This is a genomic window from Oxalicibacterium flavum, from assembly GCF_014635065.1.
Classification (GTDB): Bacteria; Pseudomonadota; Gammaproteobacteria; order Burkholderiales; family Burkholderiaceae_D; genus Oxalicibacterium; species Oxalicibacterium flavum.
Map to the genome: position 1 here is coordinate 348,608 of NZ_BMCG01000002.1, position 13,373 is coordinate 361,980.

General features: G+C 62.7%; 10 protein-coding genes. 5 read left to right on the forward strand and 5 right to left on the reverse strand.

Features of this window, described 5'->3' with window-relative positions; all coding sequences use genetic code 11:
- Positions 1-164: 164 nt before the first annotated feature.
- The gene (gene mtlD / locus IEV38_RS05130) at positions 165-2,414 is read left to right on the forward strand and encodes a bifunctional mannitol-1-phosphate dehydrogenase/phosphatase (RefSeq protein ID WP_188395096.1); all 2,250 of its coding nucleotides are present in this window, start codon (positions 165-167) and stop codon (positions 2,412-2,414) included.
- 24 nt (positions 2,415-2,438) lie between these two features.
- Here the strand turns inward: mtlD and IEV38_RS05135 are convergent, their stop codons facing one another.
- Positions 2,439-3,077: a hypothetical protein gene (locus IEV38_RS05135; protein WP_188395097.1), complete on the reverse strand. Its 639-nt coding sequence runs from the start codon at positions 3,075-3,077 to the stop codon at positions 2,439-2,441.
- Between the two features lie 246 nt (positions 3,078-3,323).
- Between IEV38_RS05135 and IEV38_RS05140 the strand changes: the two genes are divergently transcribed.
- From IEV38_RS05140 to IEV38_RS05150, 3 genes are all read left to right on the forward strand, one after another.
- Positions 3,324-3,881, forward strand: coding sequence for a sigma-70 family RNA polymerase sigma factor (locus IEV38_RS05140; protein WP_229728751.1), 558 nt, complete (start codon positions 3,324-3,326; stop codon positions 3,879-3,881).
- Between the two features lie 45 nt (positions 3,882-3,926).
- Positions 3,927-4,925, forward strand: a complete 999-nt coding sequence (locus IEV38_RS05145) for a FecR family protein (RefSeq protein WP_188395098.1) — start codon at positions 3,927-3,929, stop codon at positions 4,923-4,925.
- 299 nt (positions 4,926-5,224) lie between these two features.
- The gene (locus IEV38_RS05150) at positions 5,225-7,732 is read left to right on the forward strand and encodes a TonB-dependent siderophore receptor (RefSeq protein WP_229728759.1); all 2,508 of its coding nucleotides are present in this window, start codon (positions 5,225-5,227) and stop codon (positions 7,730-7,732) included.
- An 86-nt stretch (positions 7,733-7,818) separates the two neighbouring features.
- Here IEV38_RS05150 and IEV38_RS05155 read toward each other — a convergent pair whose 3' ends face one another.
- The 4 genes from IEV38_RS05155 to guaB form a co-directional block, all read right to left on the reverse strand.
- Positions 7,819-8,979, reverse strand: coding sequence for a methionine aminotransferase (locus IEV38_RS05155; protein ID WP_188395099.1), 1,161 nt, complete (start codon positions 8,977-8,979; stop codon positions 7,819-7,821).
- 167 nt (positions 8,980-9,146) lie between these two features.
- Complete coding sequence (guaA, locus tag IEV38_RS05160; RefSeq protein ID WP_188395100.1) at positions 9,147-10,763, reverse strand: glutamine-hydrolyzing GMP synthase; 1,617 nt, start codon at positions 10,761-10,763, stop codon at positions 9,147-9,149.
- A gap of 48 nt (positions 10,764-10,811) precedes the next feature.
- Entirely contained in the window at positions 10,812-11,228 is a 417-nt protein-coding gene (locus tag IEV38_RS05165) for a GAF domain-containing protein (protein ID WP_188395101.1), read from the reverse strand.
- Between the two features lie 35 nt (positions 11,229-11,263).
- Positions 11,264-12,724: an IMP dehydrogenase gene (gene guaB, locus IEV38_RS05170; protein ID WP_188395102.1), complete on the reverse strand. Its 1,461-nt coding sequence runs from the start codon at positions 12,722-12,724 to the stop codon at positions 11,264-11,266.
- Positions 12,725-12,891: 167 nt separating this feature from the next.
- Here guaB and IEV38_RS05175 point away from each other — a divergent pair, with 167 nt between their 5' ends.
- Complete coding sequence (locus tag IEV38_RS05175) at positions 12,892-13,368, forward strand: DUF4124 domain-containing protein (RefSeq protein WP_188395103.1); 477 nt, start codon at positions 12,892-12,894, stop codon at positions 13,366-13,368.
- Positions 13,369-13,373: the final 5 nt, after the last annotated feature.

Consider the following 13,373-nt stretch of genomic DNA (forward strand, 5'->3'; position numbering starts at 1 on the left):
CCGGACCTTGCTGTCCGGAACAGCCGCTCCCGGAGCGGCACCGCCGCGCTAGCGGCGGGTTCTTGTTTCCGCGCGAAACACAGCCTCCCGGCACGATGCCAGGGGTTCTGCCTTCTTTCGCCTCGCAGGAAACACCATTGATGTACAAGGAAGGAAAAGCAGTCATGATCAACTTCAAAGGGAAAACCATACACGCCGCCATCTTCGATATGGACGGCACCATGTTCGATACGGAATGCCTGCGCTTTCGCACCATCCGGGAAGCGTCGGAAGAACTGACCGGCCGCCCCATCTCCGACGAGATTCTGATGGGCTCGCTGGGACTGAGCGCAAAGAAGGCGGAAGCACTCGCCAAGGAACACAACGGCCAGGATTACCCCTACGCCGAAATCCGCCGCCGCGCCGACGAACTCGAACTTGCCTACGTGCGCACCCACGGCGTACCGATCAAGACCGGCCTGCTCGAAGTGCTGGAACGGCTGCGCAAGAGCGGCCTCGCGATGGCCGTCGCCACTTCCAGCCGCCGCGCCATTGCCGAGGAATACCTGATCAATGCCAACGTCCTCAAATACTTCGACATCACCGTCTGCGGCGACGAAGTCCGCCAGGGCAAGCCGCATCCGGAAATCTTCCTGCGCGCGGCCCACGGCCTGAGCTGCACGCCCGACACCTGCCTGATGTTCGAGGATTCGGAAAACGGCCTGCTCGCCGCCGAACAGTCGGGCGGACAAGCCATCCTGATCAAGGACATCAAATGGCCGCGCCCCGAGATTCGTTCCCGCGCCTTCCAGGGCTATGAACGGATGCAGGATTTTCTTGCCGACCTGATCGAATGCACGCCGCTGATGAGCGCGCCCAAACTGACGGAAAACTTTCCGCTGACGCTCAATCAGGAAACCGTCGGCATTCACGGCTTCGGCGCCATCGGCGGCGGCTATCTGACGCAGATCTTTTCGCACTGGGACGGCTACACGCGCCCGCGCGAAATCATCGGCGTGACCGGCGATCCCATGCTGCTCAAGCTGGTCAATGCCTTCGGCAAGTTCAGCGTGCGTTACTACGCCGCCTCCTTCGACCAGACCATCGAGAACGTGCGCCTGATCGACATGCAGGACCAGGATGCGATCTCGGACATGTACAGCGTCTCCGAGATCGTCGGAATGAGCCTGCCCGAACATGCGATCCGCCAGCAGGCCGATGCCATCGCGCGCGGCCTGATCCGCCGCTTCGAACAGCGCGGCCGTCCGCTGACGATCCTGGTGGTGCTCAACAAGATCGCCGGTGCGCGCTTCGTGCGCCGCCACGTCGAAGCCGCGCTGGCGCGCATGGTGCCGGCCGAGACCGCGCAGCAGATCATGCAGAAGACGCACTTCTCGGAAACCGTGGTCAATCGCATCGTCTCGCGCCTGACCAAGGAGGCGCTGCTGCGCCAGGTGCGCATCAAGTTCAAGATCTTCGAGCAGAACGTCGCGCAGGCGCGCGAGCAGGCCGATGCCGTTGCGCCTGCCGCCTATGTCGCGCCGGCCACCGATATCGACCGCATCGCCGCCAAACTGCGCCAGGCCTCGCAACTTGCCAATGCGCTCGGCCAGCTGAATCTGATCCTCTTCAACAGCGAACCCGACATGCAGCTCTATGCCGAACGCGGCAGTCCGCTGCTCGAACGCCTGCGGCAAATCAGGACGGTGGCCGACATCACGCAGATCCAGACCGTCAAGAACCGCCTGTGGAACGGCACCCATGCGGTGATCGCATGGTATGCCAGCCTGCTCGGCCACCAGACCATCGGCCAGGGCATGAGCGACGACCGCGTCACCGCGCTGGCGGCGCTATTGATCAAGACCGAGATCGAACCGGCCATGCTGAAGGAAGACCCGGAGTTACAGAGCATCCTGCCGTCCTTCATCAAGACCTTCCTCGCGCGCTGCCGCGCTTCGTTCAAGGACCCGTGCGACCGGGTCGGCCGCGACCCGTTGCGCAAGCTGCAGCGCAAGGAACGCATCCTCGGCAGCATCGATCTCGCGCACAAGTTCGGCATGCCCACGCCCATGCTCGAATATGGCGTGGCGCTTGGCATTCTCTATGCACTGCGTTCAACCGACAGCGAAGACCGCGAAATCCGCCTGATCAAGGAACTGTATGCGCGCGCGCACAATGTGAGCGCCGTCCTCGCCTATCGCGGCAATTACAACGGGCGTCCGTACGCGGGACTGGATACGCAGGCCGATGCCGAACTGATCGGTCGCATTGCAGCGCACTTCAACCAACTGCTGCGCGAACCGCAGGGTGAACACTGGAACTGGCCGCTGACGCGTATCGAACAGCATCCGCTGTCCGCCGCCATGCACAAGAGCATGAACGAGCCGGTCGCGCCGCACGCGGTGCAAAGCGAACCGGTGGATGCGGTGCAATAAACACCTTCCACAACGGCAAACGCCTCACTGGCGCTTGTCCAGCGCCATCCGCAATCCGAACAGCCACGCCATGGCGGCAAAAACCATGGCGCCCCAGGCCGGCTCCCGCATGCTGAACGCGACGACGATTGCCCCTCCGGCCATGGCCATGATGAACAGGCCAATGCCGCGTGAGCGCCATGTGCCATAAAAATGGGTGCGCTGCACCGGCGCGCTTCCTGCCGGCTGGCGCTTCTCCCATGCCTCGAGCGCAGCCCGGAATTCGCGCAGCAGTCGTTCGCGGCTGGGCAGATCGACTGCGCTCACCAGCAAGGTGGCGCGGCCGGGCCGTACCAGCTTGAGGTAATCGTCCGTTCCCCAGGTGGACAGTTCGCCGTAGGGCACCGGCGAACGGCGCGAAAAATGCAGCGCCTCGGGCGTCACCGTCACACTGTTGCGGGTCGGGAAGCCGCGAAAGGCCATCAGCGGCGGCAGCACCAGCACCAATACCGCGGCACCCGCCGCCGCCAGGAGATCGACACGGTTGAAGACAGCGAGGGCGAACACGGTCGGCGCCAGCAGGAAAGCCAGCAGCGTGGACAACTGGTGCCAGCGGGTATAGACACGCACCTGGATCGCGTGGTCCGCAGGCGCGGTCGGTGTACTCGGTATGGATTCCGTCATGCTTCCTTCCTGCGTCGCCAGCGGCACCGCATCGATCAAATGGCGATAATGATATTGCAACTTTATCTTGCCAACAATCGATTGGACGCGAGGCTACGCCGCTCGCCTCCGGCACGATGCAATCCCGCCGCCGCCCTGCATTGCCAAACGACCGGTGGCGGCGCATAATCCGTCGCTTAAGCTCAAGAGAGAATGGTTTCTATTTACAAACCCTCTCTTCCATCCACCGGGGCACGGGAAAACAGCATGATGAAGATTGGAGACGGCGCCTGCGCGACTTCGGTCGAAACCTTGTACCACGACAATCACCTCTGGCTGCAAGGCTGGCTGCGCAGAAGGCTGGGCAACGCCGCCGATGCCGCCGATCTGGCGCACGACACCTTCGTCCGTCTCATTTCCGGTTCGTCTCCCGGCCATTTCAACACGTCGGCAGAAGCGCGCGGCTACCTGCGCACCACGGCCAAGAACCTGTGCATCAATCTGTGGCGTCGGCAGGAAATCGAACGTGCCTGGCTGGAAACGCTGGCAAGCTACCCCGATCAGGCCTATCCCTCCGCCGAACGGCAGGCCGTGGTGCTGGAAGCCCTGCACGAAATCGGCACCATGCTGTATGCGCTTCCGCCCAAGGCCTCGCGCGCCTTCCTGCTGGCGGTCGCCTGCCAGGCCACCGACGACCAGGTTGCGGCCGAACTCGGGGTATCGAGCCGCATGGTGCGCAAGTACGTGGCGCAGGCCATGCTCGGCTGTCTCAAGCTGCGCGCACGGCAGACAGTGGCGGAACTGCGCCAGGAGCATGAAATCTGACGCTGCCTCGCAGGCATCTCGATGCCTTGTCGTTCACCGATACACATGAGTCTTTCCTCCACCACCACGCTCGACGAGCTTTCCCACACCACGCTGGAACAGGCGGCGGAATGGTATGCCCTGCTGCGCTCGGGCGATGCCAGCGAACAAGACAGATCGCGCTGGCAGGCATGGCTGCACACAAGCAATGAACACCGTGCCGCATGGCGCCATGTGGAAGACATCAGCCGCAGCTTCGCTCCCCTGCAGGACACACTGGACCCGCGTACAACGGCCGGCAATCTGTTCGCCGCCAATGCCCGCCTGCGCCAGCGCCGCCGCACGCTGTTGAGCGTGGGCGTACTGGCCGGCACCGGCGTGCTGGGCTGGGCGGCGTGGCGGCATGCGCTGCTGCCGGACACCATGCTGGCATGGACCGCGGATCACCGCAGCGCCACCGGCGAACAACGCGAGGTCACGCTGCCCGACGGCACCCAGGTCCGGCTCAACACCGCCAGCGCCTTCAATGTGGATTACAGCGCGACCCTGCGTCGCATCGTCCTGCTGGAAGGAGAAATATTCGTTAGCACCGCGACCGATGCGCAACGCCCTTTCGTGGTCGATACGGATCAGGGGCGGCTGCGCGCGCTCGGCACGCGCTTCAATGCGCACCGCATCGAGGATGAAACCCGGCTGGCCGTCTATCAGGGTGCAGTCGAGGTACGCCCGGCGGAGAGCGGCAACGCCGCCGTCGTCCGCTCCGGCTGGCAAACCCGGTTCACGCGCGATGGCATGGCGGCGCCAAGTGCACACAATATCGAAGAGCCGGCATGGACACGCGGCATCCTGATTGCAGACGACCTGCCGCTACGCGACGTGGTACGCGAACTGCGTCGCTATCGCAGGGGGCATATCGGCCTGGACGACAGCGTTGCCGACCTGAAAGTCTATGGCAACCTGCCGCTGCACGACACCGACCGTGCTCTGCTCATGCTCACCACTGCGCTGCCGGTCCAGTTGCGCGAGACCTTTCCATGGTGGATCAGCCTCGAGGCACGGCGCTAGAGGTTCGGTACCGACCGTGTCCTTCGCTCCCTCGCCGCCATGAGCATCGCTTCCTTCTCTGCCCGTTTTCCTTTCCAATCAAAGACTTATCGGATTTTCTGCAAAAAGATGAAAAAAGCGGTTCCGGGTTTTGTCCTCTCGCTGGTTTTACCCGATGAGAGAAGCATCATCATCGCTCACGTAGCCACCCACGTATGATCCGTACCCGATAGACGGCAGGTCATGTCCAGGCAGCCAGACAGATGGCGTGATGAACATCTTCACGACCCATTGCCCATACTCTGCCGGAGGAACCATTCATGACTTGTCGTACCCTACCCAACCGCCATACGCCGCATGTGCCTGCCAGCCGTCCCACTGCTTCCGTATTCGCCCTGAAACCGCTGGCATTGGCCATTCACCTGATGGCGTTCGGCAGTCTGCTGGCCGCCGCAGGCTGGAGTGCAGATGCACAGGCGCAAATCGCCGCCCCGCCATCGGCAAACACCGCCCAGGCCCGCCACTATGACATTCCGGCCGGTGCGTTGAGCACGGTCCTGACCCGCTTTTCGTCGGAAACCGGCATCCACCTGATCGGCGCCAGCAGCCAGGCGCAGGGCAAGAACAGCCCCGGCCTGCATGGACAACACAGCGTGGAAAGCGGATTCGCCGCCCTGCTTGCCGGCACCGGACTGGAAGCATTCCGCCAGGCCGACGGCAGCTATGGCATTCGTCCCCAGGGCGATGCACAGGTGTCGGCACAACCTGCCGGTGAAGCATTGCCCGCCGTGACGGTGACCGGCAACTGGCTGAACAATCCCAACGAACGACGTGTGCTCGAACATCCGGGTGCGCGTTCGATTCTGGAACGTGAGCGCATCCACGAGAGCGGCGCTGCCAGCGTGCGCGAAGCGTTGCGGCAAGTTGCCGGCGTGCAGGCCCAGGAAAACAACGGCACCAGCGACAGCGACGTCGCACTCAACGTCGGCGTGCGCGGCCTGACGGCGCGCATGTCGCCGCGTTCGCTGATCATGCTCGACGGCGTTCCGGTGTCGTTCGCGCCCTACGGCCAGCCGCAGCTGTCGCTGGCGCCGGTCTCGCTCGGCAACATGGAATCGATCGACGTGGTCCGCGGCGCGGGTTCGGTGCGCTACGGCCCGCAGAACGTAGGCGGCATCATCAACTTCGTCACGCGCGCGATTCCGCAGGATTTTGCCGGCAGCGTCAGCCTCGATACGGAAATCTACGGCCATACCGATCACATCAAGTACAGCCCCAACCTGTTCCTCGGCGGCACCAACGACAAGGGCCTGGGCGGTGCGATCCTGTACTCGGGCACGCACGGCAAGGGTTACCGCGCCGCCAACAGCACGACCGACATCGACGACATCATCCTCAAGGGTAGCTACCGCTTCTCGCCGCAAAGCGATCTGGCCGTCTCGCTGCACCACTTCGACGGCAAGGGCCGCATGCCGGGCGGCCTGACCACGGCCGAATACGCCAACGATCCGTTCCAGTCCACGCGCCCCTACGACCAGTTCATGGGCGACCGTACCGATGCCTCGGCCAAGTACACCTATCACGACGGCATCAACAATTTCGAGGTGCTGGCCTATTACGTCGATTCCTTCCGTGGCAGCTATGTCGAGCAGGAAGGTGCGGATGCCAACGCCGGACGCCGCCGCCTGACTTCGGCGCCGCGCAACTACCACTACTTCGGCATCGAGCCGCGCTATTCGCGCCTGTTCGAGACCGGCTCCGTGATTCAGGAAATCAGCATCGGCTACCGTTACCTGAAGGAATCCAGCGCCGAGGTCGCGGCGCGCACCGCCTACTACGATCCGGCCGGCGGCAACGCCTTCGACCTCGCCATGCTGCCCTACCAGACCAGCAAGGGCGGCACCACCGCCCACGCGTTCTACATCGACGACCGCATCGACTTCGGCAAGTGGACCATCACGCCCGGCGTGCGCTTCGAACGCATCAGCACCTACAACGACGTCGCCACCATCAACACCGCCGGTGCAGTGACCGACTTCATCCAGCCGAGCATCGATGCGCGCGAAACGCTGCCGACGATCTCCGTGCAGTACCGCGCCAACGAGGCATGGTCGCTGTTCGCCAATGCCGGCAAATCCTTCGGCCCGCAGCAATACAACCAACTGACCTCGACCACCAACGGCCTGCACCCGGAATCGGCCAAGACCTACGAGATCGGCACCCACTTCAACAACCAGTCATTGCAGGGCGAACTGACGCTGTTCCACATCGACTTCGACAAGGAACTGCAGCTTGAGCGCACCATCACCGGCGAAGGCCAGTGGACCGACCTTGGCGCGACGCTGCACCGCGGGCTGGAATCGGCGGTGCGCTACGATCTGGGCGACTGGGACAAGGCGCTGCGCGGCCTGTCGCTGTACGCGACCTACACCTATACGCAGGCCATCTCGCGCGCCGGCAACTTCGAAGGACGCGACCTGCCGCTCTATTCGCGCCACGTGGCGCAGTTCGGCACGCGCTACGAGATCGACCGCTGGACCTTCAACGCCGACGTGCACATGCAGTCCAAGCAGCGTTCGCCGGGTTCAGGCGCAACCTACGTCACGCAGGAGAATGCGGCAGGCCGCCTGGGCGACATTCCCGGCTACGCCACGCTTGGCCTGCGTGCCGGCTACGACTTCGGCAAGCAGATGGACAACCTGAAGCTGTCGGTCGGCGTCAAGAACGTATTCGACCGCCGCTACTTCACGCGCTCGACCGACAACAACGGCGGCAAGTTCGTCGGCATGCCGCGCACGATCTATCTGCAGGCATCGGTCGGATTCTGATCGGAACGGTTACCGCTCCATGCAAACATGCCGCCTTGAAGGCGGCATGTTTGTTTTATGCGTGAGCGAAGATACGACTATGCAGCTCAGCGTTCCGACAACCGCTGCAGACGTCGCGCCGCTTCGTGCAAGGTATCTTCGCGCTTGGCAAAGCAAAAACGCACGACCTTTTCGTCGAAGCCATCATGATAAAAAGCCGATAGCGGAATGCATGCCACACCGATCTCGCGCGTCAGCCATTCGGAAAATTCCAGTGACGACATCTCGCCCAGCACTGGCAAATGGGCAAAGCTGGCAGAGACAAAGTAACTCCCTTCGGATGGCAACCAGCGCAGGCCGCAGTTGGCTACAGCATTCACGAACAGATCGCGCTTCTGCTGATAAAAGGCTGCTAGTTGCAGATGCGCGCCGCACGGCAGATACTGCGCCAGCGCATGTTGCGAAGGCGCATGCGTGCAGAACACGATGAACTGGTGCGCCTTCTGGAATTCCGCCATCAGCGCGCGCGGCGCGAGGCAATAGGCAATCTTCCAGCCCGTGATGTGGAACGCCTTGCCGAACGACGACACCACATAGGACCGCTCGGCCAGTTCCGGATAACGCGCCACGCTTTCATGGCGCTTGCCGTCGAACACCATGTGCTCATAGACCTCGTCGCTGATAACGACGACATTGGTATCCCTGAGCACCTCCGCCAGCATCTGCATGTCTTCGGCAGTCCACAGCCGTGCGGTCGGATTGTGCGGTGAATTGATGAGGATGGCACGCGTGCGTGGCGACAGCGCAGCCAGCACCGCATCCCAATCGGGCCGATAGTCGGGCGCGCGCAGGCGGATGGGTACAGGCTTGCCACCATTCAGCAGGATAGCCGGCTCGTAACTGTCGAATGCCGGCTCGAACAGAATGACTTCATCACCCGGCCGTACCAGCGCACTGATAGCCGCATGGATGGCTTGCGTCGCACCGGCCGTGATCGTGATCTCCGTTCCCGGATCGTAGGTACGTCCGTAGAGCGCCTGTATCTGCTGCGCCACCGCCTCGCGCAAGGCCGGCACACCGGCCATCGGCGCGTACTGGTTGTGTCCGCTCTGCAGCGCCTCCTGCATGAGCCGCAACAGCTCCGGATCGCAATCGAAATCCGGAAAACCCTGCCCCAGATTGACGGCATTGGCCTGCTGGGCCAGTACCGTCATATGGGTGAAGATGGTGGTACCGGCATGCGGCAGTTTGGAATCGAACTGGATCATGGAGAAAACGAGCCGTAAATGGAATCAACATGATAACAATGCTGAATATCCAGTATGAACAAGCTGTGGAAGAAGTCCATTGAAGCTCAAGCGATCATTTAAACAAAATGGGGAGGCGTATGCACGCACTCCCCATTCCAATACTCTTCAGCTCGACGAATAGTCGATCATTCCCACTCAATCGTTGCCGGCGGTTTTCCCGAAATGTCATACACCACGCGATTGATCCCGCGCACTTCATTGATGATGCGGTTCGAGACCTTGCCCAGCAGCTCGTGCGGCAGGTGTGCCCAATGCGCCGTCATGAAGTCCAGCGTCTGCACTGCGCGCAAGGCGACCACGTATTCGTAGGTACGGCCGTCGCCCATCACGCCGACGGATTTGACCGGCAGGAAGACCGCGAAGGCCTGGCTGGTGGCGTCGTACCAGTTCTTGTGGAAGGCGCCGTGGCCTTCGCCTGCAGCCAGTTCGGTGGCGAGCGGGATCGGGGTATTGCGCAGTTCCTCGATGAAGATGGCGTCGGCGCGGCGCAGCAGGTCGGCGTATTCCTTCTTGACCTCGCCGAGGATGCGCACGCCCAGGCCCGGACCGGGGAATGGGTGGCGATAGACCATCTCGTGCGGCAGGCCGAGCGCGACGCCCAGCTTGCGCACTTCGTCCTTGAAGAGTTCGCGCAGCGGTTCGAGCAACTTGAGGTTGAGCGTCTCCGGCAGGCCACCGACGTTGTGGTGGCTCTTGATGGTGTGCCCCTTCTTGCCCTTGCCAGCGCTTTCGATCACGTCCGGATAGATGGTGCCCTGCGCCAGCCATTTGGCGTCCTTGAGCTTGCCGGCTTCGGTCTGGAAAACTTCGACGAACTCGGCGCCGATGATCTTGCGCTTGGCTTCGGGATCGGTCACACCGGCCAGCTTGCCCATGAACTGCGCGGTCGCGTCAACGTGAATGACCTTGACGCCGAGGTTCTTGCCGAACATGTCCATGACCATCTTGCCTTCGTCCAGGCGCAGCAGGCCGTGGTCAACGAATACGCAGGTCAGCTGATCGCCGATGGCGCGATGGATCAGCGCGGCCGCCACGCTGCTGTCAACACCGCCGGACAGGCCGAGGATGACGTGGTCGTTGCCGACCTGGGCACGGATTTTCTCGACGGCCTCGCTGATGTAGTCGGGCATGTTCCATTCCGACTTGCAGCCGCAGATTTCGTGCACAAAGCGGCCGAGGATGGCTTCGCCCTGCAGCGTGTGCGTGACTTCCGGGTGGAATTGGAAGGCGTAGAAGCGGCGCTCCTCGTCGGCCATGCCGGCGATCGGGCAGTTCGGCGTCGATGCCATCAGCTTGAAGCCGGGCGGCATGTCATTGACCTTGTCGCCGTGGCTCATCCAGACCTTGAGCATGCCGTAGCCTTCGGGCGTGGTGAAGTCGCTGATTTCGTTGAGCAGGCGCGTATGTCCATGCGCGCGCACCTCGGCGTAGCCGAACTCGCGCACCAGGCCGTTCTCGACCTTGCCGCCGAGCTGTTCGGCCATCGCCTGCATGCCGTAGCAGATGCCCAGCACCGGCACGCCGAGTTCGAACACGGCCTGCGGGACACGCGGCGTATCGCCCTCGATCACGGAATTGGGGCCGCCCGACAGGATCACGCCGGCGGCGCCGTATTCGCGCACGAAGTCGTCGCTGACGTCATAGGGAAACACTTCGGAAAACACGCCTGCGTCGCGCACGCGGCGTGCGATCAATTGCGTAACTTGCGAACCGAAATCGAGGATGAGAATCTTGGAGTGCATGGGATGAGTCGCTTGGCAGGTGGCTATAAGGGTCAGTGACAATAAGGTTCAGCGTGCTACAGAGCCAGCACCGCTGGAAGACGAAGAAAGATGCCATTCGCGTTCGGCCAGCGCCAGCAGGTCCGCCAACAGCTCGCGGTCGCCCGCCGTGAAGGCGCGCGGACGGTCGTGCAACAGGCCCAGCAGTCCGACGACGGTGCCCGATGCATCGCGCAGCGGTTGCCGCAACTGGAAGCGTACCTCGATCTGTCCGACCTGCCCCAGCGCCGGCTGGAACGGCGTCTGCTTTTCCGGCAATATCTGCAAGTCGTCCGGCAAGGCAGGCTGCGCGCAAAAGACATGGGCTGGCGTCTGCTGCCGGCCGTGCTGCGACTCCGGCAGCACCAGTACGCAGGCGGCGACGCCGAACAGATGCTTGCCGATCCGTTCGATGCGCTCGAACTGCGTCGCCGTCTGTCCGGACATGTCGCTTGCCTTCACCGCGTGCGTGAGGCCTTGCCTCAGTCGGCGCGGTAGTTCGGCGCTTCCTTGGTGATCTGCACGTCGTGCACGTGCGATTCGCGCATGCCGGCCGAAGTGATCTCGACAAACTCGGCGCGTTCGCGGAATTCATCGATGCTGGCGCAGCCGCAGTAGCCCATCGACGAACGCACGCCACCGACCAGTTGGTACAGGATCGCGATCGCGCTGCCCTTGTATGGCACGCGGCCTTCGATGCCTTCCGGCACGAACTTGTCGACGTTGCTGGCGGTGTCCTGGAAATAGCGGTCTGCCGAGCCGTCGGCCATTGCGCCCAGGCTGCCCATGCCGCGATACGACTTGTAGCTGCGGCCCTGGAACAGGATGACTTCCCCCGGCGCCTCTTCGGTGCCGGCGAACATGCTGCCCATCATGACACTGGATGCTCCGGCGGCCAGCGCCTTGGCGATATCGCCCGAGAAGCGGATGCCGCCGTCGGCGATGCATGGCACGCCCGATTCCTTCAGCGCCTCGGCCACGCTCGAGATCGCATAGACCTGCGGCACGCCAACACCGGCGACGATACGCGTGGTGCAGATCGAGCCGGGACCGATGCCGACCTTGACGCCGTCCGCGCCGTGATCAACCAGCGCCTTGGCGGCAGCGGCGGTCGCGATGTTACCGCCGATGACATCGACGCCCTTGTAGTTGTCCTTGATCCAGCGCACGCGGTCGAGCACGCCCTTGGAATGGCCGTGCGCGGTGTCAACCACGATCACATCGACGCCGGCCTTGACCAGCAAGTCGATGCGCTCGTCGTTGTCGGCACCAACGCCGACCGCCGCGCCGACGCGCAGCTTGCCGAGGCTGTCCTTGGCTGCCATCGGGTGCTCGGTTGACTTCTGAATGTCCTTGACCGTCATCAGGCCGCGCAGCTCGAACTCGTCGTCAACCACCAGCACGCGCTCGAGGCGGTGCTTGTTCATCAGACGCTTGGCTTCCGACAGATCGGCGCCATCCTTGACATAGACCAGCTTTTCGCGCGGCGTCATCTTGGCGCTGACCGGTGCGTCGAGCTCTTCCTCGAACCGCAGATCGCGGTTGGTGATGATGCCAACGACCTTCTTGCCCTCGACCACCGGGAAGCCGCTGATGCCATGCTGCTGCGACAGCGCGATGACGTCGCGGATCTTCGTGTTGGGAGGAATCGTGATCGGGTCGCGCACCACGCCGGACTCGAAACGCTTGACCTTGGCGACTTCGCGCGCCTGATCGCGCGCCGTCAGATTCTTGTGAATGATGCCAATGCCGCCTTCTTGCGCCATCGTGATCGCCAGGCGCGACTCCGTCACCGTATCCATCGCTGCCGACAGCAGCGGAATGTTCAAGGTGATGTTACGCGTCAAGCGCGTGGTAAGAGAGGTGTCCTTGGGGAGAATGTCGGAGTAAGCCGGGACCAGCAGCACGTCATCGAATGTGAGTGCTTTTTGTAAGAGACGCATAGTGTTTTTCCTATTGGCGCAAAAGCGAATTATACAGAAATCCTTGCCCGCCGTCGCCGGAACATCAAAAACCACGCCATTTTCACCTGCAATTGACTTCCGGCCCGAAGCGTGGCGAAATCGTCATCGATCCGTGCTTTCGCGGCCTTTTTTCTCAAAGGAATCCCATGCCAGGAAACACTCTGCGACATCTTTCCCTCGCCGTTCTTCTCTGTGTATCCGGCGGCGCAGCCGTGGCCCAGTATGTCTGGCAGGACGAAAAAGGCGTGCGCCAGTATTCCGACGTGCCGCCGCCCGCCTCCGTCCCCCAAGAAAGAATATTGAAGTCGCCCGGCACTATGGTCCGTCCGGTGCCGACGGCCGCTCCACCGAGCGCAGCCCCCTCTTCGCTAGCCGAACGCGAGGCCGATTTCCAGAAGCGCCGCGCCGAAGCAGCAGAAAAGCAGCAGAAGGATCAGGAACAGGCCCGGCAGGACGCCGAGCGCAAGAGGAATTGCGAACGCCTTGCCCAGTACGGTCGCGCTCTTGAGTCCGGCGAGCGCATCCGGGGCGTCACGCCCTCCGGCGAGCGCAATTACCTGAGCGACGAAGAACGCGAGCGCGAGCTGCGTGAAAACAGACGGGCGCGAGAACACTGCATCTGACGACA

Coding starts and splice junctions, on each gene's coding strand:
- IEV38_RS05135 (WP_188395097.1), bottom strand. CDS start 3,077: ATGACGGAATCCATACCGAGTACACCGACCGCGCCTGCGGACCACGCG.
- IEV38_RS05175 (WP_188395103.1), top strand. CDS start 12,892: ATGCCAGGAAACACTCTGCGACATCTTTCCCTCGCCGTTCTTCTCTGT.
- IEV38_RS05150 (WP_229728759.1), top strand. CDS start 5,225: ATGACTTGTCGTACCCTACCCAACCGCCATACGCCGCATGTGCCTGCC.
- mtlD (WP_188395096.1), top strand. CDS start 165: ATGATCAACTTCAAAGGGAAAACCATACACGCCGCCATCTTCGATATG.
- guaA (WP_188395100.1), bottom strand. CDS start 10,763: ATGCACTCCAAGATTCTCATCCTCGATTTCGGTTCGCAAGTTACGCAA.
- IEV38_RS05145 (WP_188395098.1), top strand. CDS start 3,927: ATGAGTCTTTCCTCCACCACCACGCTCGACGAGCTTTCCCACACCACG.
- IEV38_RS05140 (WP_229728751.1), top strand. CDS start 3,324: ATGATGAAGATTGGAGACGGCGCCTGCGCGACTTCGGTCGAAACCTTG.
- guaB (WP_188395102.1), bottom strand. CDS start 12,724: ATGCGTCTCTTACAAAAAGCACTCACATTCGATGACGTGCTGCTGGTC.
- IEV38_RS05155 (WP_188395099.1), bottom strand. CDS start 8,979: ATGATCCAGTTCGATTCCAAACTGCCGCATGCCGGTACCACCATCTTC.
- IEV38_RS05165 (WP_188395101.1), bottom strand. CDS start 11,228: ATGTCCGGACAGACGGCGACGCAGTTCGAGCGCATCGAACGGATCGGC.